We start from the raw sequence: 18,928 nt of genomic DNA, 5'->3' as shown, positions 1-18,928 counted from the left end.
CGCCCGCGCGAGGGCGCGGTGCCGGACGGCGAAGCGCGGACTCTGGATGCCCGCGCCCTCCCCCGAGAACGCCGTGGTACCACTGTGCCGGTTAGGCCTATCCTCACGAAGATCGGAGGGCATCGTCTTGACGCCTTGCGGGAACACGAGGGGTTTACACATCGGCACAGTCCGGGACGAATATGCACATGCCATCGGATGAAACGGACCAACTGAGCTCCACGGCCCGGCGTCTTTACGCGTACGCGGCCGAACGGCACGCCTTCTCCGAGGCGGAGGCCGGCGAGGCGCTCGGTGAGTCCGTCGGCTCCGCTGTCACCGAACTCGCGGCGGCCCACCTGATCCAGCCCCGCTCCCGTACCGGCTCCGGGGCCGCGGACGACGACTGCCCCGACGGGCCGGCCGGAACGTGCTGGAGCGCCGTGTCCCCGCAGGCCGCGGTGGCCCGGACGCTGGCCCCGCTGGCGGTACGGGTGCGCCAGACCCACGACGAGATGGACCGGCTGCGCGGCCGGCTGGAGGCGCTGCTCCCCGCGTACGAGGCGGGCACCGACCTGCGCGCCCGCGGCGGGGCGAACGCCCTGGAACTGGTCACCGACCCGGCCGCACTGCAGGTCCTGATCGGGGAGCTCATCGCCTCGGCCGAGTCCGAGGTGCTGACCTGCCACCCGGGCGGCGGCCGCAGCACGGCCACCCTGGAGGGGGCGGTGGTGCGGGACGAGGCGATGCTGGCCCGGGGCGTGCGCATGCGCACCCTCTACCAGCACACCGCCCGCTACTCCCGCCCGACGGCCGCCTACGTGGAGCGGGTGACCGCGCTCGGCTCGCAGGTCCGTACCGTCGGCGACGGGCTGATGCGGATGATCCTCGTCGACCGGCACACCGGGCTGATGGAGGTGCAGGACGACATCAAGGCGGCGCTGGTGGTGCGCGAGCCCAACGTCGTCCAGTTCATGGTGCAGACCTTCGAGCGCTGCTGGGCGGAGGCCGAGCCCTTCAGCACCACCATCGGTCCGGAGCAGGCCCGTTCCATCTCCGACGAGCTGCGCCAGACCATCGTGCGGCTGCTGGCGGAGGGGCTGGAGGACAAGGTCATCGCCCGGCGCCTCGGCATGTCGGAGCGGACCTGTCAGCGCCACATCGCCGAGATCATGCGGGCGGTGGGGGCCAAGTCCCGTTTCCAGGCCGGGTTCCTGCTGGCGTCGACGGCTGCGGCGACGGCCTCCGCGGCCACGGCGGCCACCGCTGCCGCCACGGACTCCCCGAACTCTGCGGACTCCGGGACCCCGCTCACTCCCCACCCGGCTGGAGCTCCGGAATCAGCCGCCCCCGACGGGACAGCAGGAACTTCTTGAACTCCGCCACCGGCGGCGTGTCCGGGTGCCCGTCGAGCCAGGCGACCCCGATCTCGCGGACGGCCCGCGGAGCGGTGACCGTCAGCTCGACGACCCCGGGCCGGGGCACCGCGGGCGGCGGCAGCAACGCCACGCCGAGACCGGCGGCGACGAGCCCGCGCAGGGTCTCGGCCTCCTCCCCCTCGAAGGCGACCCGGGGCGTGAACCCGGCCTCCGCGCACAGGTCGTCGGTGATGCGGCGCAGCCCGTAGCCGGGCTCCAGGGTGACGAAGGTTTCCTCGGCCGCCTCGGCGAGGCGGATGCGCTTGCGCGTCGCGAGCCGGTGGTCGTCGGGGACCACCAGGCGCAGCCGCTGCTCGTCGAGGCGGCGGGCCACCAGGTCCGGGGCGTCGGGCAGCGGCGAGGTCAGGCAGAGGTCGAGCTCGCCCGCGCGCAGCTTCTCCAGCATGGCCTCGCCGTAGTTCTGGACCAGGGAGAACCGTACGCCGGGGTGGTCGGCCCGGAAGGCCCGGATCAGGCCGGGCACGGTCTCGGGGCCCAGGGTGTGCAGGAAGCCGAAGGCGACCTTGCCGAAGGACGGGTCGGCGTCCTGCTGGACGGAGCCGGCGGCGCGGGCGATGTCGGCCAGTGAGCGTTCCGCCGAGGCGAGGAAGGTGCGGCCGGCGGTGGTGAGCGCGACCGTACGGCCCTTGCGTGCGAACAGCGTGACGCCCAGGTCCTGTTCGAGCCGGACCATGGCCCGCGACAGGGTGGACTGGGGGACGCCCAGCTCGTGCGCGGCCCGGGTGACGTGCTCGTGCCGTGCGACGGCGGCGAAGTACGCGAGGCGCGGGGCCAGCGCGTGTGTCACGGACATGTCTTCTTCGTAACGACTCATCGATAGGCGCCCATCTGACCTGCACTGATGCATGAATGGATCGATTATCGCGAATCTGTGCATTGGACGCATGAAAAGGACGGCCCTACGGTCGTAGACATGCCTCCCGCTCATACCGGGGCATCCGTCATCCCGGGTGCCTCCACCCCGTCGTTCCCCGCCTCCGCACCCGAGGCGCACGAGCCCGGCCGTCCCGGCTACCGCCGCCTCAGCCTCGCGCTCTTCGCCGCCGGCCTGGCCACCTTCGCCCTCCTCTACTCCACCCAGGCGCTGCTGCCCGCGATCTCCGACGGCTTCGGCGTGACGGCGGGTCAGGCCAGCTGGACGGTCTCCGCGGCCACCGGTGCGCTCGCCCTGTTCGTCCTGCCGCTCAGCGCGCTCTCGGAGCGGTTCGGCCGGACCCGGATGATGACCTGCTCGATGGTGATCGCGGTCGGCGTCGGCCTCCTCGTCCCCTTCGCGCCGAACCTGGAGTGGCTGATCGCGCTGCGCGCCGTCCAGGGCGCGGCGATCGCCGGCATCCCCGCCTCCGCGATGGCGTACCTGGCGGAAGAGGTGAAGCCGAAGGCGCTGGTCGCCGCGATCGGCCTGTTCGTGGCGGGCAACTCCATCGGCGGCATGAGCGGCCGCCTCGTCACGGGCTGGGCGGCCCAGGTCTGGGGCTGGCGCGGCGGACTGCTGGCCGTCGGCCTGATGTCGCTGGCCTGCGCGGCGGCCTTCCTCGTCCTCCTCCCCCGGGCCCGGTTCTTCCGGCCGGCCTCGCTGAACCCGCGCGCGGTGGGACGTACCGTCTCCGGGCACCTGCGCGATCCGCTGCTGCTGCGGCTGTACGGGATCGGCGCGCTGTTCATGACCGTGTTCGGCGCCGTCTACACCGTCATCGGCTACCGCCTCGTCGACGAGCCGTTCTCGCTCGGCCAGGGCCTCATCGGCTCGATCTTCCTGATCTACCTGGTGGGTACGGTCTCCTCGGCCGCGGCCGGGCAGCTGGTGGCCCGGCTGGGCCGGCGCGGCGCGCTGTACCTGGCGGTGACCACGACGGCGGCGGGCCTGTTCCTGTCCCTCGCGGAGTCGCTCACCGCGATCCTGCTCGGCCTGGTCCTCATCACGGCGGGCTTCTTCGCCGGCCACGCGGTGGCCTCGGCGGCGGTGAGCCGCACGGCGAAGACGGGCCGCGCACAGGCCTCGGCGCTCTACCAGTCGGCGTACTACGTCGGCTCCAGCGCCGGCGGCACGCTGGGCGCCCTCGCCTACCACGCGGCGGGCTGGGCGGCCACGGTCACCCTCGCGCTGCTCGCGGTCGCCGGGGTCGTCACGATCACCCTGTACGGGTCCCACGCGGCCCGCTCGGAGCGGATCGCGGCGCTGGCGGCACGCTGAGGGGTGGGCGCACCGGGGCCCTCCACCCGCGGATGGCATGATCGCCGGTCATGTCCCCAGTCACGGTCAACGTTCACCTCATACTCGGCAGCACGATCAGCATGATCATCCCGGCCCGCGTGGTGGAGTCGGGCGATGACGGCCTGCTGCTGTGGGTGGCCCCGGGCACCCCGCTCTGGCGCGCCACCATCCCGCCCGGCACCCACCTGCGGGACCTGCCGCCGGAGGGCTCCTACCCGCTGCGGGCCGACCGGTGGCGGCACGGGGGCGCACTGATCCTGCAGCCGGCCGGGGCGGGGCACGCGGTGTGGTGGAGCTTCACGCGGGAGCAGGAGTTCCGCAGCTGGTACGTGAACCTCGAATCCCGTGTCGGCAGCCCGGACGGCGCGGACGTCCACGTCACCGACCAGGAACTCGACATCACGGTGACCCCGGACCGCGTGTGGGAGTGGAAGGACGAGGAGTCCTTCGCCGCGAAGACGGGCCACCCGGTGTACTGGACCCCGGCCGAGGCCGCCGCCGTCCGCGCGGAGGGCGTCCGCGTCACCCGCCTCATCGACACGGCCGCCTACCCCTTCGACGGCACCTGGTGCGACTTCCGCCCCCCGGCATCATGGCCCCTCCCGGCCCTCCCGCCCCTGCCCCTGGGGTCGGTCACCGCCCCCTCGGGGACGCTGGTGCTGGGGAAGGCGGGATGGATCGACCACCGGCCGGACGGGCCCCGCTCGCGGAGCGCCCTCGCGGTGGCGGCGGCGGGCGGCGGACACCTCCACGACGGCGGGGCCGCCGGGCCCGAGCCCTACGGCTACGAGGCCGTGGCCGTCCCGGCCGCCACCGACCGGCCCCTGCCCGTACGGGCCTGGACGGCGCCGTCCCCCTTCGACGGCCGGCCGGTGGTCTCGACCCTGGAGACATCCCTGGGCCTCCCCTGGAACCACGGCCCGGCTCCGGTCCCCCTCGGAGACCTCCCGGTCGACCGCTGCGGCATGGTCCTGGGCGACGCCCTGGCACTGGACGCCTTCGAGGGCCTGCACGGCACGTCCGTGGACGACCACACCGACTACCACCGCGCCCAACGCGCGGGCCGGAGCCACCCGCTGCTGGCCGGAGCAGTCGAGGTCGGCGGGTGCCGGGTGCTCGGGCTCGGGTGGGACGCGGGAGACCACTCCATGCGGCACCGGGGCGAGAGGACGTACGGGCAGGTGTACCCGGTGACGCTGGAGGAGCGGGCGGGAGAGGCCGTCCTACGGTGGGTCGTACCGCCGTACGAAGCCGAACCCGGGGCAGGTACCTGACGTGCCGTTCCTGCCCCACGCCTACCGGGTGACCCAGTACGACCCCGCCGACCGGGGTCCCGACGGCAGCTACCGGGGGCCGCTCGGCACCGACAGCGACCACGGACCGGTCGAGGCCGCCTACCTGGCGGCGATCGCGGCCTTCGCGCGCGAGAGCGGGGTGGGGCTGCTGACCGTACGGGACCCGCAGGTCCCCGGAAGCTCCGGGCACCTCGGTCGGGAGCCCGTGGTGGAGGGGTACGGGCTGACCGGACTGTTCCCCGAGGGCCCGGCCGGGTTCCACGACGGCGCGCGGGTGACGGTGCCCGTGGCGCTGGAGCTCCTGCGCGGCATGCTCCGCGGCGACGGCCCCTCCTGCCGGCTGGAGGCCGGGGAGGCGGGCCGGGAGTTCTTCGCCGTGCAGGTCGGGTGGGACCTGTACGTCTACGTCGGCTCCCGCACGGCCTGCGGGGCCGCCGTGGTCCGCACCCGGGAGCTCGGGATCTTCGCGGAACCGATCGAGGTCTCGCCGTACGACCCCGGGTTCGACGACCCGTACGAGCTGCGCGCCGCCGACGCGGAGTTCTGGGAGCGGGTGGGGGCCAGTGCGGCGCGCGGCGAGGCGGGGCTCGTCGAGGAAGAGCACGCCTGGACCCGCTGGCACCGGATCGACGCCGGCGGGGACGTTGCCGGACGGCTCCGAACCCTGCGCGCCGGGCTCGCCCCGCGCGCGCGTCTGAACGTCTGGCCGGGGCTGTCCCCCGATACCGCCGGGCTGATCGCGGGGCTGCCGGAGGAGTTCTCCCTGGAGTGCGTGTGGGAGGACGCGGACGGCCGGATCTTCAGCGGTCGCGCCGACGAGGAGGACCGCGCGGAGCTGGTCGAGGTGCTCGCCGGGGCACGGGCCGCGGCGCTGCTGCCGGTGTACGCCGACGACCACGAGCCCCTGTTCACCGGGGTCCTGCCGGATCCGGACGGGGTGGTCCGGGCCCGGTGGCAGGTGTAGGGGGGCTTCCGCCGCCTCGTTCCGGGCTGCGGTTGTCAGAGGGCTCGGGTAGTTTCCGGGGTATCGGGAACTAGCAGGGGGATCACGGGACATGACCGAAGCCACCGCCCACGGGACCGAGCTCGACGCCGCGCTCGACCGGTATCGCGTCGAGCTCACCGGGTACTGCTACCGCATGCTCGGCTCGGCCTTCGATGCCGAGGACGCGGTGCAGGACACCTACATCCGTGCCTGGCGGAGCTTCGAGAAGTTCGAGGGGCGGTCCTCGCTGCGGTCGTGGCTGTACCGGATCGCCACCAACGTGTGCCTGGACCTGCTGAACGCGGGGAACAAGCGGGCCCGGCCGATGGACCTGAGCGCGCCGCAGCACCAGGCGTCCGCCGTGCTCAACGAGCGGCCCGAGGTGACCTGGCTGGAGCCGGTGCCCGACGGGCGGGTGCTGCCGCAGACCGCCGACCCGGCGGAGATGGCGCTGGCGAAGGAGTCCGTACGGCTCGCGTTCGTCGCCGCGCTCCAGCACCTGCCGGCCAAGCAGCGGGCCGTGCTGATCCTGCGCGAGGTGCTGGCCTGGAAGGCCGACGAGGTGGCCACCCTGCTGGACACCACCGTCGCCTCGGTGAACAGCGCGCTGCAGCGGGCCCGGGCCACGCTGTCCGCGACCCGGGTGCGGGAGAGCGAGGCGCTCGACCCGCTGGACGGCGATCAGGCGAAGCTGCTGGAGCAGTACCTCGCCGCCTTCGAGGCCTACGACATCTCCCGGCTGACCGCCCTGCTCCACGAGGACGCCGTGCTGTCGATGCCGCCGTTCGACCTGTGGCTCCAGGGCCACGCGGACATCGCGGCCTGGCACCTGAACCAGGGCATCGGCTGCAAGGGCTCGCGGCTGCTCCCGACGACGGCGAACGGCATGCCGGCCTTCGGCCAGTACCGGCCCCGGGAGGACGGGCAGCCGGGCTGGACCCCGTGGGCGCTCCAGGTCCTGGAGGTCTCAGACGGGAAGATCGTCGGGCTCAACGCCTTCCTGGACACCGCCCGGTGGTTCCCGCTCTTCGGGCTCCCCGAGCAGCTCGACGAGGCCTACGAGGTCCAGCAGGGCGCGTAAGGCGGGCCCGGCCCCGGTGACCCGCAGGGGCCGGCCGGCGGCCGTCAGCCGGAGCCGGGCCAGGGCCTCGACGGCGGCGAGGTCCGGCACGGTGACGGCCCCGGCGTCGCACACGACCGCCGTCGCCCCGCCGTCGTAGAGCCTGGCCAGCCGCGCGCACAGCAGCGCCGCGTCCTGTCGGTCCAGGGCGGGTCCGGGCAGTACGAATCGTTCGCTCTCCACGAGGTGATGACCGCCGCGCCTTCCGGAACTCATCGGCGCCCGCGCAGAATGATCCGATGATCACTGGCTACTGGGATCCGGTGCCCACCGCCCGGCGCCTCGCCCCGCCCGAGGGCTCGCGCTTCGCGCATTTCGGGTCGCCCATGTTCAAGGGGGTCTGGGCCGAGCGGAACTGGCGCAACGTCCCGGGCCCGTTCTACGGCGCGGACACCGACAGCCTGATGCTGAGCCGGGACTGGGCGCCGGCGCACATCGCCTACGACGACGACTGCTGCGAGTTCGTCTTCCGCCAGCCGGTGAACGAGCGGGAGACCGAGACCCTGCTCGACGGCGCCGGCTGGGAGCTCTACAACGGCTACGCCATGGACGGCGACGACCACTGGACGGTCGAGGGCGTACGCGACTGGTGGCGGGACCGGGGCCGGGTGCGCGAGTGGGCCGTCCGGACGGGCGCGCAGTGGGCCGGGTGGGACGAGACGGACGAGTTCGCCGGCTTCTACCGCGCGCACGCGCAGGGGCACCGGGACTTCGTCGCGCACATCGACGACGGCCTGGAGGCCTACCTGCGCGGCTACCTGTACTGGCTGGAGCACCGGCGCGAGCCGGAGCCCCGGGAGGCCCTGCCCGGGCTGTGAGCCCCGGCCCGAAAGGCGCCGGCGCGGCTCCGGACGGGGAGCCGCGCCGACGGGATCGGGGCCCGGATCAGGCGATGCGGTCCAGCACGATCGGGGTCGCCGAGAAGGACGTGCCCGCCGCGGCGACGTCGAAGGTGCCCTCCAGCGCCGCCAGGGCGTAGTCGAACTTCTCCGGGGTGTCGGTGTGCAGGGTCATCAGCGGCTGGCCCGCCGTGACCGTGTCGCCCGGCTTCGCGTGGAGCTCGATGCCCGCGCCCGCCTGGACCGGGTCCTCCTTGCGCGCGCGGCCGGCGCCCAGGCGCCAGGCGCCCACGCCCACGCCGTACGCGTCCAGCCGGGTCAGCACGCCCGAGGACGGGGCCGTGACCACGTGCTGCTCGCGGGCCACCGGCAGGGCCGCGTCCGGGTCGCCGCCCTGGGCCGCGATCATCCGGCGCCACACGTCCATCGCGGAGCCGTCGGCCAGGGCCTTCGCCGGGTCGGCGTCCTTGATGCCCGCCGCGTCCAGCATCTCCCGGGCCAGGGCCAGGGTCAGCTCGACGACGTCCGAGGGGCCGCCGCCCGCCAGGACCTCGACGGATTCGCGGATCTCCAGGGCGTTGCCCGCGGTGAGGCCGAGCGGGGTGGACATGTCGGTGAGCAGGGCGACCGTCTTGACTCCGCTGTCCGTGCCCAGGCCCACCATGGTGCGGGCCAGCTCGCGCGCGTCCTCGATGTTCTTCATGAAGGCGCCGGTGCCGACCTTCACGTCCAGGACGAGGGAGCCGGTGCCCTCGGCGATCTTCTTCGACATGATCGAGGAGGCGATGAGCGGGATCGCCTCGACGGTCCCGGTCACGTCGCGCAGCGCGTAGAGCTTCTTGTCGGCCGGGGCCAGGCCGTCGCCGGCGGCGCAGATGACGGCGCCGGTGGTGTCCAGGACGTGCAGCATCTCCTCGTTGGAGAGCAGCGCGCGCCAGCCGGGGATGGACTCCAGCTTGTCCAGGGTGCCGCCGGTGTGGCCGAGGCCGCGGCCGGAGAGCTGCGGGACGGCCGCGCCGCAGGCGGCGACGAGCGGGGCCAGCGGCAGGGTGATCTTGTCGCCGACGCCGCCGGTGGAGTGCTTGTCGGCGGTCGGACGGGAGAGGGAGTCGAAGTTCATCCGCTCGCCGCTGGCGATCATCGCGGCGGTCCAGCGGGCGATCTCGGCCCGGTTCATGCCGTTGAGCAGGATGGCCATCGCCAGCGCCGACATCTGCTCGTCGGCGACCACGCCGCGCGTGTACGCGTCGATGACCCAGTCGATCTGCTCGGGGCTCAGTTCACCGCGGTCGCGCTTGGTACGGATGACGGAGATGACGTCCATGGAAGTGCTTCCTTCTACGCGCATAGAGAGAGGAGAGGGGTTGGCGGGAGGGCCAAGGGGGACGGCCCCCCGCCCTGCAGGGTGGGGGGCCGTCGCCGCGGCTATCTCAGATGGTCCGGCCCGAAGGCCTGCGGCAGCATCGCGGAGAGCGGCAGGACGCCTTCCGGCGTCTCCACCTGGAGCTCGGCGCCGCCGAACTCGAAGAGGAGCTGGCGGCAGCGGCCGCAGGGGACGAGGATCTCGCCCTTGCCGTCCACGCACGTGAAGTGCGTGAGGCGGCCGCCGCCCGTGGCCTGGAGGGAGGAGACCAGCCCGCATTCGGCGCACAGGCCGAGCCCGTAGCTGGCGTTCTCGACGTTGCAGCCGACGACGGTGCGGCCGTCGTCGACCAGCGCCGCGACGCCGACCGGGAAGCCCGAGTACGGGGCGTACGCCCGGGACATGGCCTCCCGGGCGGCCTCGCGCAGCGCCTCCCAGTCGGGAGCGGCCGTCACTTGCCCTGGCCCTTGCGGTACGGCATGCCGTCCGCCTTCGGCATCCGCAGGCGCTGCGCGGACAGCGCGAGCACCAGCAGCGTGGTCAGGTACGGGGCGGCGTCCACGAACTGGCTGGGCACCTGGTCCGTCAGCGCGTACCAGAGGAACAGCAGCACGGCGAAGACCGCCGAGACCGCGGCCGGGACGTAGCGCTTCTTGTACAGCTGCCAGGCGACGACCAGGACGAGCAGGATCGCGATGAGCAGGAGCATCGCGTGGACGTTCTCGGCGCCGCCGCGCAGCTTGAGGCTGTCGGTGAAGCCGAAGAGTCCGGCGCCGAGCGCCATGCCGCCCGGCATCCAGTTGCCGAAGATCATCGCGGCGAGGCCGATGTAGCCGCGGCCGCCGGTCTGGCCCTCCTGGTAGATCGGGCTGGCCACGATCGACAGGAACGCGCCGCCGAGGCCCGCGAGGGCGCCCGAGACGATCACGGCGATGTACTTGTACTTGTAGACGTTGACGCCGAGGGATTCGGCGGCGACGGGGTTCTCGCCGCAAGAGCGCAGGCGCAGGCCGAAGGTGGTGCGCCAGAGCACCCACCAGGTGCCGGGGATCAGCAGCAGGGCGACGACGGTCAGCAGCGACAGGCCGGTGACCAGGCCGCCGACGAGGCCCGCGACGTCCGAGACGAAGAACCAGTGCTTGCCCTGGAGGGTCGCCATCCAGTCCGACAGCCCGGGGATGGTGATCTCGTAGATCGGTTCGACGCGCGGGGACTGCTTGGAGGAGCCGCCGGGCGCCTCGGCGAACGTGAAGTTCGACAGGTACTGGGTGAAGCCCAGCGCCAGGATGTTGATGGCCACACCGGAGACGATGTGGTTCACGTTGAAGGTGACCGTGATGATCGCGTGCAGCAGGCCGCCGATGGCGCCGCCGATCAGACCGGCGATGACGCCGGTCCAGGGGCCCCACTGGTAGCCGGCCCAGGCACCGAACCAGGTGCCGAGGATCATCATGCCTTCGAGGCCGATGTTGACGACGCCCGCGCGCTCGGCCCACAGGCCGCCGAGGCCGGCGAGGCCGATCGGCACGGCGAGGGAGAGCGCTCCGGAGACCTGGCCGATGGAGGTCAGGTCGTCCGCGCCGCTGATCACGCGGACCAGCGAGACGAGCGCGAGGCCGCCCGCGATGATCAGCATGATCCACGGGAGGGTGAGCTTGGTGCGTCCGCCCTGCTTCTTGGGCGCGGCGCTGGTCGCGGAAACGGTGCTGGTGCTCACGCCGAGACCTCCTTGTCGGTCGTGATGGCGTGGCCCGCGGCCAGCTCCTCGCCGACCTTCTGCTGCTGGCGTCGGATGCCGTAACGGCGGACGAGCTCGTAGGAGACGACCACCGCGATCACGATCAGGCCCTTCATGATCGTGCCGATCTCCTTGGCGTACCCGGCCGTGTCGAGCGAGGCCGAGGCCTTGTCGATGAAGGCCATCAGGAACGCGGCGAAGAAGATGCCGATGGGGCTGTTGCGGCCCAGCAGCGCGATGGTGATGCCGGTGAAGCCGACGCCGACCGGGAAGGACAGGCTGTACGTGTGGCTCTCGCCCAGCAGCACCGGCATGCCGGCGAGGCCGGCGACGGCGCCGGAGATGAGCATCGAGGTGATGATCATCTTCTTGGCGTCCACGCCGGAGGCCTGCGCGGCGGACTCGCTGGCGCCGGTGGCGCGCAGGTCGAAGCCGAAGCGGGTGCGGTTCAGGACGAACCAGTAGACGGCGCCCAGGGCGAAGGCGATGAAGGTGAAGCCGTAGATCTCCAGGCCGTCACCGAGGGAGATCGCCGGGAACCAGCCCGACTTCGCGATCTCGCCGGTGGTCAGGTCGTTCGAGCCCTGGGGCTGCACGCCGAGGTTCTTCGGCAGGATCAGCCAGGCGATCAGGCTGGTGGCGATCGCGTTCAGCATGATCGTGGAGACGACCTCGCTGACTCCGCGCTTGGCCTTCAGGATGCCCGCGATGCCGGCCCAGAAGGCACCGACCAGCATGGCGACGACCACGATCAGCAGGATGTGCAGCGGGCCGGGCAGCGAGACCGCCGCGCCGACGACCGCCGACAGCATCGCCGCGAGCCGGTACTGGCCGTCGACGCCGATGTTGAAGAGGTTCATCCGGAAGCCGACGGCCACGGCCAGGGCCGCCAGGTAGTACGTGCCGGCCTGGTTGACGATGAGGACCTGGACGTCCTCGTAGCCCGCGTTCTCCACCATGAGCCGCAGCGGTTCGATCGGGTCCACACCCGTCGCCGCCAGGACGACCATGGTCAGCAGGAAGGCGGTGACCAGCGCGAGCGCGGGCCCGGCGAAGCCGAGGAGCAGCCGGTCCTTGTCGAGTTTCTTCATCGGGCCTCGTCCTCCGGGGAGTCGGTACGGGCGTCCGTGCCGGCGGCGGAGTTGTTGTCGGTGGCGTCCAGGTTCCCGGTGGCGGCGCCCGTCATGGCGGTGCCGAGCTCCTCCGGGGTCACGGTCGCGGGGTCGGCGTCCGCGACCAGGCGGCCGCGGTAGATCACGCGCAGGGTGTCGGACAGGCCGATGAGCTCGTCCAGGTCGGCGGAGATCAGCAGGACCGCCAGGCCTTCGCGGCGGGCCTCGCGGATCGCGTCCCAGATCTGCGCCTGCGCACCGACGTCCACACCGCGGGTGGGGTGGGCGGCGATGAGGAACTTCGGGTTGTGGCTCATCTCGCGGCCGACGATCAGCTTCTGCTGGTTGCCGCCGGAGAGCGAGGCCGCGGTGACCTCGATGCCGGGCGTGCGGACGTCGTACTCGCGCACGATCCGCTCGGTGTCCTTGCGGGCGGCCTTCGGGTCGATGACGCCGCGCTTGGAGTTGGGGGCCTCGGTGACGTGGCCGAGGATGCGGTTCTCCCAGAGGGGCGATTCCAGCAGCAGACCGTGCCGGTGGCGGTCCTCGGGGATGTAGCCGATGCCGCCCTCGCGGCGCTTGCGCACCGGGAACTTGGTGATGTCCTCGCCGTCGAGGGTGATGACGCCCGCGTCGGGGGTCAGCATGCCCATGAGGGCCTCGATGAGCTCGGTCTGGCCGTTGCCCTCGACGCCCGCGATGCCGAGGATCTCGCCCTTGTGGATCGTGAGGCTGATCCCGTCGAGCAGCAGGCGTCCGCCGACCGCGGTCTCGCGCAGGTTGGCGTCCGGCAGGCCCGGCGTGCGCGCGGTGTCCTCGGTGACGACGGGTGCGCCGCCCTCGGCGACGGTCAGCCGCTCGACCTGGAGCATCGGGACGGTGGTCACCGTGGACTCGCGGGTCTCCGGCGAGGGCAGCTCGGAGCCGACCATCAGTTCGGCGAGCTGCTTGGTGGTGGCGGTCCGCGGGTCGGCGGTGCCGACCGTGGTGCCGCGCCGGATGACGGTGATGTCGTCGGCGACCTTCAGGACCTCGCCCAGCTTGTGCGAGATGAAGATGACGGTCAGGCCCTCGGACTTGAGTTCGCGCAGGTTGTCGAAGAGCGCGTCGACCTCCTGCGGCACGAGCACCGCGGTCGGCTCGTCGAGGATGAGGATCTTCGCGCCGCGGTAGAGGACCTTGAGGATCTCCACGCGCTGGCGGTCGGCGACGCCGAGGTCCTCGACCAGGGCGTCGGGACGCACGCCGAGGCCGTACGCGTCCGAGATCTCCTTGATCTTCTTACGGGCCTTCGCGCCGATGCCGTAGAGCTTCTCGCCGCCGAGGACCACGTTCTCCAGGACGGTGAGGTTGTCGGCGAGCATGAAGTGCTGGTGCACCATGCCGATGCCGCGGGCGATGGCATCGCCGGGGCTGCTGAAGGAGACCTGCTCCCCGTCGATGGCGATGGTGCCCTCGTCCGGCTTCTGCATGCCGTAGAGGATCTTCATCAGCGTCGACTTGCCGGCGCCGTTCTCACCGATCAGGGCGTGGACCGTGCCCTTGCGGACGGTGATCGCGATGTCCTTGTTGGCGACGACGCCGGGGAAGCGCTTGGTGATGCCGTGCAGTTCTACGGCGGGGGGCGGGCTGGACGCGTTGATGACGCACTCTCCTTGGCGCGGAAGGAGCTGAAGGCAGGGAGGGACAGAGCGGGGGTGTGAAAGTATCGCGTCCACGATGCTTCTACGCGCGTAGCACTGTCGAAAGTGAAAACTTGCGGCCAACCGGCCACAAGATCACATGAAACCACGTGACATGAGCCGGGGCCCGGGAGCGATGAGACCGCTTCCCGGACCCCGGGTATCACGCGTGCAGCAGGTCGGACCAGGCCTTACGGCGCGGTCTTGACCTCGATCTTCTTGGCGATGATGTCGGCCTTCGCCTTGTCGACCGCGGCGATGAGGTCGGTCATCTCCTTGTACTTCGGGTTGGAGTCGGCCAGGCCGACGCCGTCCTTGTCCAGGCCGTAGCGGACCTCACCGGACTCGGGCTTGCCGTCCTGGACCGACTTGATCAGGTTGTAGACCGAGTCGGAGACGTCCTTGGTGACCGAGGTCAGGATGGAGTCCTTGTACTTCGCCAGACCGGCCTGGTTGTACTGGTCCGAGTCGACGCCGATGGCCCACTTGCCCTTGGCGGCGGTGGCCTCGATGGCACCGGAGCCGGCCAGACCCGCGGCCGAGTAGATCACGTCGGCGCCCTTGTCGAGCTGGCCCTCGGCCGCGGCCTTGCCCAGGTCGGGCTTGGCGAAGCCGTCGAAGTTCGGCGGCTGCGTCAGGTACTGGACGAGCACCTTGGCGTTCGGGTTGGTGTCCTTGACGCCCTGCGCGAAGCCGGCCTCGAACTTCTTGATCAGCGGAACCTCGACACCGCCGATGAAGCCGACCGTGCCGGTCTTGGACGCCTTGGCGGCGGCGACGCCGGCCAGGTAGGAGCCCTGCTCCTCGTTGAAGACGAGGTTGGCGATGTTCTTCGCCTGCACCGAGGTGTCGTCGATGATGCCGAAGGTGGTGTCCGGGAACTTCTCGGCGACCTTCTTGATGGCCGGCGCGTAGGCGAAGCCGACGCCGATGACCGGGTTGTTGCCCTTGCGGGCCAGCTCGGTGAGGCGCTGGACCTTGTCGGCCTCGCCCTCGCCGTCGGTGGGCTCCGCCTGGGCGCCCTTGATCTTGAGGTCCGTCTCGGCCTTGTGCAGGCCCTCGTAGGCGGCGTCGTTGAACGACTGGTCGCCACGGCCACCGATGTCGTACGCGATGGCGGCGGACTTCTCCGCGGAGGACGAGGCGGAGGAAGACGAGTCGGAGGACTTCTTACCACCGCAGGCGGTGGCAGAGAGGGCCAGCGCAGCGGACGCGAGGCCCACGGTGGCGATCCTGGTGATCCGGCGCAAGGGGAGGCTCCTTCAAAACCTGACCGAAGCGCCACGACCGGCGCTGGTTTCGCCGAGATCGTAACGCGCGTAGATGTCAGTTAAAGGCCCGTTCATGAGTCGTTATCGGATCGTCGTGAACCGGACAGTGACCGATCAGTAACAGCCGACGCGCCCGACCCATGTGTACCAAGGGCCGGACGCGTCCGCCGGATCAACCGCCGATGTTGTAAGAACTTCTACCCGGCCGACCCCGCGAGCCTGGCGCGTCGCGCTTCGAACGGCTTGCCGTCGAGCAGGGCCGCGGCCGTGAAGAACTCCACTCCGACCCCGATCGCGGTCTCGTCCACGTCGAAATCGCCCCGGTGCAGATCCCGCTTCGTGGTGTCCCCCGGCGTACGGACGCCCAGGCGCGCCATGGCCCCCGGGACGTGCTCCAGGTACCAGGAGAAGTCCTCGCCGCCCAGGCTCTGCTCGGTGTCCTCGACCGCGTCGGCCCCGCGCCGGGCGCTCATCGCCTCGCGCAGCAGTTCGGTGACCACCGGATCGTTGACGACCGGGGGGACCCCGCGCACGTAGGTGATCTCCGACTTCGCGCGGTGCATCGAGGCGATCTCGTCGATGATCGCGTGGATCTGGTCGGGGGCCTCGTGCCAGGAAGCCAGGTCCAGGCACCGAACGGTTCCGGACAGTTCCGCGTGCATCGGGATGACGTTGCAGGCGTGCCCGGCCTCGATCCTGCCCCAGGTGACCGACATTCCCGAGCGGGCGTCCATCCGCTTGGTCAGCAGCGCCGGCAGGTCGAGGGCGAGCCGGGCGGCCGCCGTCACCAGGTCGGTGGTCAGGTGCGGACGGGCCGTGTGCCCGCCGGGGCCTTCGAGGGTGACCTCCAGCCGGTCGCAGGCCGAGGTGATGGGCCCGGTGCGCAGGCCGATGCGGCCGGCGTCGACCCGGGGGTCGCAGTGCAGGGCGATGATCTTGCCCACGCCGTCGAGCACCCCGGAGTCGATGGCCTCGGTGGCGCCGCCGGGCAGCACCTCCTCGGCGGGCTGGAAGAGCAGCCGCACGGGCCGGGGCAGCTCGCCGCGGCGTTCGAGCTCGGCGAGGACGAGGCCGGCGCCGAGCACCACGGTGGTGTGCACGTCGTGGCCGCAGGCGTGGGCGCGGTCCGGGACGGTGGAGCGGTACGAGACGTGCGTCTTGGCATCCGGGATGGGCAGGGCGTCGATGTCCGCGCGCAGGGCCAGCATGGGACGTACGCCGTCCCAGGTGCCGACGTCACAGATGAGGCCGGTGCCCGACTTCAGCACCCTCGGGCGCAGGCCCGCTTTCTCCAGCCGGGCCTTGATCGCCGCCGTGGTGCGGAACTCCTGGTGTCCTAGCTCGGGATGCATGTGCAAGTCCCGGCGGAAGGCGATCAGTTCGGCACGCAGGTGGTCCGGAAGCTTGCCGGGCAGCTCGGGCCGGTCGGGCGCGGCGGGCTGGGCGGTCTGGGACTCGCGGGACATCAACTGGTTCACCCGTTCAAGGGTAGGCGCACCCATGGGTCAACTGGCTGGAGATCACCAAAAGTTCATGCCGTTAGGGGAAAGAAACCCGGCCTCTGGACGCATGACCGGATGGACGCGCGGGTAAACTCGCGCGCTTAACTCTGCACTCATCCGGCCGCCGAAGCCGTCTGAGCAGGAAGTCTGTGCACATCACGGGCGGTGTCGGTGACTCCGGCGAGGAAACCGCGGGCCCGCTCCGAGGCCGACGGGGTGAGCCAGCTCGGATCGACATCGCATACGGCCACGGTCACACCGGTGCCGATCAGCGCGTACGGCAGGGTGTGGACGACCGTGGACGGAAAGCTGACGATCGTCCGGCCGACCGGTCCCCGCCGGGCGATCAGCTCCAGCGGCAGGTCCGGGCGTACGATCTCCAGCCCCGTCGCCTCGCTCAGCAGGCGCAGCTTCTCCGGGGCCTCCCGGCGGTGGGCGAAGTAGCGGGTCGCGCCGTGTTCCAGGGTCAGGGCGCGGACCGCCTCCAGGTAGCGGTCCGGGTCGACGACGCCGGTCTCCACCAGCGAGGTCCCGACCAGGTCGGTGCCCTTGGTCAGCCGGGGCGGGCCGAACCGGGCCCGGGTCCAGGCGAAGTCGTTGAGCCGGACGGTCATCCCGCCGTGCGCGGTGACCGGCATCGAGCTGAACACCTCGACGCGGCGTCCGCCGTCCGGGCCCGGGGTGAACCGCCGCCGGGCCGTCGCCGAGACCGGCGCGTACGCCAGCTCCCGCAGCCGGCCCGGGAGGCCTCCGCCGCCGACCCGGTGCCAGCGCACGAGGCGCTCGCCGCGGGCCGTCTGGGCGATGAACTCCATGGTCGCGGTGCCGTCGTCGACCACGACGAGCTCCTCGGCCCGGACGAGCGTGAGCAGGAGCTGCACGTAGCGGGAGAACGGATCCCCTATCACCACCCGCTCGGCCGCCCGTACCTCCCGCGCGAGCGCCGCGAAGGCCTTGACGGGCGCGAACCGGCCGCCGCGGGCCTCCTGCCAGCACACCTCGTGCCCCTCGTCCCGGGCCAGCCCCGCCATCCGGCGCAGCTGCCCGCGGGACATCGGGTCGGTGGGCGGGAGCACCACGATCCGCAGCCCCCCGGCGGCGACCGGCGCGCCCGGAGCGGGATCGCTCCCGCCGCCGCGGGCCGGTTGCCGCGGGACGGCTCCGAGGAGCCGGTCGGCCCCTCGGGCGTGCGCCCACTCCAGGACGTTGAGCAGTTGGACCGGGCTTTCGACGAAGGCCAGGGTCGGGGCAGGTGCTGAGGGGGTCACCACGTACTCCTCGGGAGAGGGTGGCGGGGCCGGAGATCCAGCCCCGCCGGCGTGTGGGGCGCGGGGTCCGGGGCGGAGCCCCGGGAGGGGCCGGGCGCGGCCCGGCCTACGGGTCGGGGCGCCGGCCTATACGGTGGCGAGCTCCCCCTGGACGCGGCGGAGCTTCTTCATGGGGGCGAGCTCGGAGTCGTAGACCCGCTTGATGCCGTCGCCCAGCGCGGTCTCGATGGTGCGGATGTCGCGGACCAGGCGGGTCAGGCCGCCCGGCTCCACGGAGGCGGCCTGGTCGGAGCCCCACATCGCGCGGTCGAGGGTGATGTGGCGCTCCACGAAGGAGGCGCCGAGGGCCACGGCGGCCAGGGTGGTCTGCAGACCCGTCTCGTGGCCGGAGTAGCCGATCGGGACGTTCGGGTACTCCTCCCGCAGGGTGTTGATCACCCGCAGGTTGAGCTCCTCGGCCTTGGCCGGGTACGTGGAAGTGGCGTGGCAGAGAAGGATGTTGTCGCTGCCGAGCACCTCCACCGCGTGCCGGATCTGCTTCGGGGTGGACATGCCGGTGGAGAGGACGACGGTGCGGCCGGTGGAGCGCAGGGCGCGCAGCAGCTCGTCGTCGGTGAGGGAGGCGGAGGCGACCTTGTGGGCGGGGACGTCGAACTTCTCCAGGAAGGCGACGGCCTCGGTGTCCCACGGGGAGGCGAACCAGTCGATGCCGCGCTTGGCGCAGTGTTCGTCGATGGCGCGGTACTCGCTCTCGCCGAACTCCACGCGGTGGCGGTAGTCGATGTAGGTCATCCGGCCCCAGGGGGTGTCGCGCTCGATGTCCCACTGGTCGCGGGGGGTGCAGATCTCGGGGGTGCGCTTCTGGAACTTCACGGCGTCGCAGCCGGCTTCGGCGGCGGCGTCGATGAGGGCGAGGGCGTTGCCGAGATCGCCGTTGTGGTTGATGCCGATCTCGCCGACGACGTAGACGGGGTGGCCCGGTCCGGCGGTGCGGGAGCCGAAGGTACGGAGGCGGGGGGCGGGGGTGACCGTCATGGCAGGGCTGTCCTTCGGAGCGTGGGGTGTACGAGGGGGTGCGGTGGGGGTCGGGGTGGGGAGCGGGGTGGTGGCCGCGGCCGGG

General features: G+C 71.9%; 17 protein-coding genes. 6 read left to right on the top strand and 11 right to left on the bottom strand.

Annotated elements, in window-relative coordinates:
* Window positions 1–188: 188 nt before the first annotated feature.
* Entirely contained in the window at window positions 189–1,355 is a 1,167-nt protein-coding gene (locus tag ACZ60J_RS22335) for a helix-turn-helix transcriptional regulator (protein WP_469684236.1), read from the top strand.
* On the opposite strand, the gene ACZ60J_RS22330 is transcribed toward ACZ60J_RS22335, so the two are convergent.
* On the bottom strand, window positions 1,291–2,232 hold the full coding sequence (locus tag ACZ60J_RS22330) for a LysR family transcriptional regulator (protein ID WP_469684234.1): 942 nt from the start codon (window positions 2,230–2,232) through the stop codon (window positions 1,291–1,293). The genes ACZ60J_RS22335 and ACZ60J_RS22330 overlap by 65 nt on opposite strands.
* Before the next feature lie 99 nt (window positions 2,233–2,331).
* Between ACZ60J_RS22330 and ACZ60J_RS22325 the strand changes: the two genes are divergently transcribed.
* The 4 genes from ACZ60J_RS22325 (at window position 2,332) to ACZ60J_RS22310 (ending at window position 6,994) form a co-directional block, all read left to right on the top strand.
* On the top strand, window positions 2,332–3,612 hold the full coding sequence (locus tag ACZ60J_RS22325) for an MFS transporter (protein ID WP_469684233.1): 1,281 nt from the start codon (window positions 2,332–2,334) through the stop codon (window positions 3,610–3,612).
* Between the two features lie 50 nt (window positions 3,613–3,662).
* Entirely contained in the window at window positions 3,663–4,907 is a 1,245-nt protein-coding gene (locus ACZ60J_RS22320; RefSeq protein WP_469684231.1) for a ribonuclease FAU-1 family protein, read from the top strand.
* Between the two features lies 1 nt (window position 4,908).
* A complete protein-coding gene (locus ACZ60J_RS22315) occupies window positions 4,909–5,892 on the top strand; it encodes an RNA-binding protein (RefSeq protein WP_469684229.1) in 984 nt (327 codons plus the stop codon).
* Between the two features lie 91 nt (window positions 5,893–5,983).
* A complete protein-coding gene (locus tag ACZ60J_RS22310; protein WP_469684227.1) occupies window positions 5,984–6,994 on the top strand; it encodes a sigma-70 family RNA polymerase sigma factor in 1,011 nt (336 codons plus the stop codon).
* Here the strand turns inward: ACZ60J_RS22310 and ACZ60J_RS22305 are convergent.
* The gene (locus ACZ60J_RS22305) at window positions 6,881–7,216 is read right to left on the bottom strand and encodes an STAS domain-containing protein (protein ID WP_469684225.1); all 336 of its coding nucleotides are present in this window, start codon (window positions 7,214–7,216) and stop codon (window positions 6,881–6,883) included. The genes ACZ60J_RS22310 and ACZ60J_RS22305 overlap by 114 nt on opposite strands.
* Window positions 7,217–7,272: 56 nt before the next feature.
* Here ACZ60J_RS22305 and ACZ60J_RS22300 point away from each other — a divergent pair, with 56 nt between their 5' ends.
* Window positions 7,273–7,851: a ferredoxin gene (locus tag ACZ60J_RS22300; protein ID WP_469684223.1), complete on the top strand. Its 579-nt coding sequence runs from the start codon at window positions 7,273–7,275 to the stop codon at window positions 7,849–7,851.
* 67 nt (window positions 7,852–7,918) lie between these two features.
* On the opposite strand, the gene ACZ60J_RS22295 is transcribed toward ACZ60J_RS22300, so the two are convergent.
* The 9 genes from ACZ60J_RS22295 to ACZ60J_RS22255 all read right to left on the bottom strand — a co-directional run bounded on the left by ACZ60J_RS22295 (window position 7,919) and on the right by ACZ60J_RS22255 (window position 18,843).
* The gene (locus tag ACZ60J_RS22295; protein WP_469684221.1) at window positions 7,919–9,196 is read right to left on the bottom strand and encodes a thymidine phosphorylase; all 1,278 of its coding nucleotides are present in this window, start codon (window positions 9,194–9,196) and stop codon (window positions 7,919–7,921) included.
* 101 nt (window positions 9,197–9,297) lie between these two features.
* Window positions 9,298–9,690, bottom strand: a complete 393-nt coding sequence (locus tag ACZ60J_RS22290) for a cytidine deaminase (protein WP_243333749.1) — start codon at window positions 9,688–9,690, stop codon at window positions 9,298–9,300.
* Window positions 9,687–10,952 (bottom strand): ABC transporter permease, encoded by a 1,266-nt coding sequence (locus ACZ60J_RS22285; RefSeq protein WP_469684219.1) that lies wholly within the window; start codon window positions 10,950–10,952, stop codon window positions 9,687–9,689. Before ACZ60J_RS22285 ends, ACZ60J_RS22290 begins: the two co-directional genes overlap by 4 nt.
* On the bottom strand, window positions 10,949–12,064 hold the full coding sequence (locus tag ACZ60J_RS22280) for an ABC transporter permease (RefSeq protein ID WP_469684217.1): 1,116 nt from the start codon (window positions 12,062–12,064) through the stop codon (window positions 10,949–10,951). Before ACZ60J_RS22280 ends, ACZ60J_RS22285 begins: the two co-directional genes overlap by 4 nt.
* Entirely contained in the window at window positions 12,061–13,728 is a 1,668-nt protein-coding gene (locus tag ACZ60J_RS22275; protein ID WP_469684859.1) for an ABC transporter ATP-binding protein, read from the bottom strand. The genes ACZ60J_RS22280 and ACZ60J_RS22275 overlap by 4 nt, the downstream gene beginning before the upstream one ends.
* Before the next feature lie 230 nt (window positions 13,729–13,958).
* Entirely contained in the window at window positions 13,959–15,017 is a 1,059-nt protein-coding gene (locus ACZ60J_RS22270; protein ID WP_469684215.1) for a BMP family lipoprotein, read from the bottom strand.
* Window positions 15,018–15,235: 218 nt separating this feature from the next.
* Window positions 15,236–16,504, bottom strand: coding sequence for an amidohydrolase (locus ACZ60J_RS22265; RefSeq protein WP_469684857.1), 1,269 nt, complete (start codon window positions 16,502–16,504; stop codon window positions 15,236–15,238).
* A 149-nt stretch (window positions 16,505–16,653) separates the two neighbouring features.
* A complete protein-coding gene (locus ACZ60J_RS22260) occupies window positions 16,654–17,811 on the bottom strand; it encodes a hypothetical protein (protein ID WP_469684213.1) in 1,158 nt (385 codons plus the stop codon).
* Window positions 17,812–17,934: 123 nt separating this feature from the next.
* Window positions 17,935–18,843 carry an N-acetylneuraminate synthase family protein gene (locus ACZ60J_RS22255; protein WP_469684855.1) on the bottom strand — a complete coding sequence of 303 codons (909 nt, stop codon included), beginning with the start codon at window positions 18,841–18,843 and terminating at the stop codon, window positions 17,935–17,937.
* Window positions 18,844–18,928: the final 85 nt, after the last annotated feature.

This window comes from Streptomyces sp. NPDC104226, from assembly GCF_055584085.1.
The sequence above is the reverse complement of the archived record's forward strand: the minus strand, read 5'-3'. Positions and strand labels throughout refer to the sequence as shown.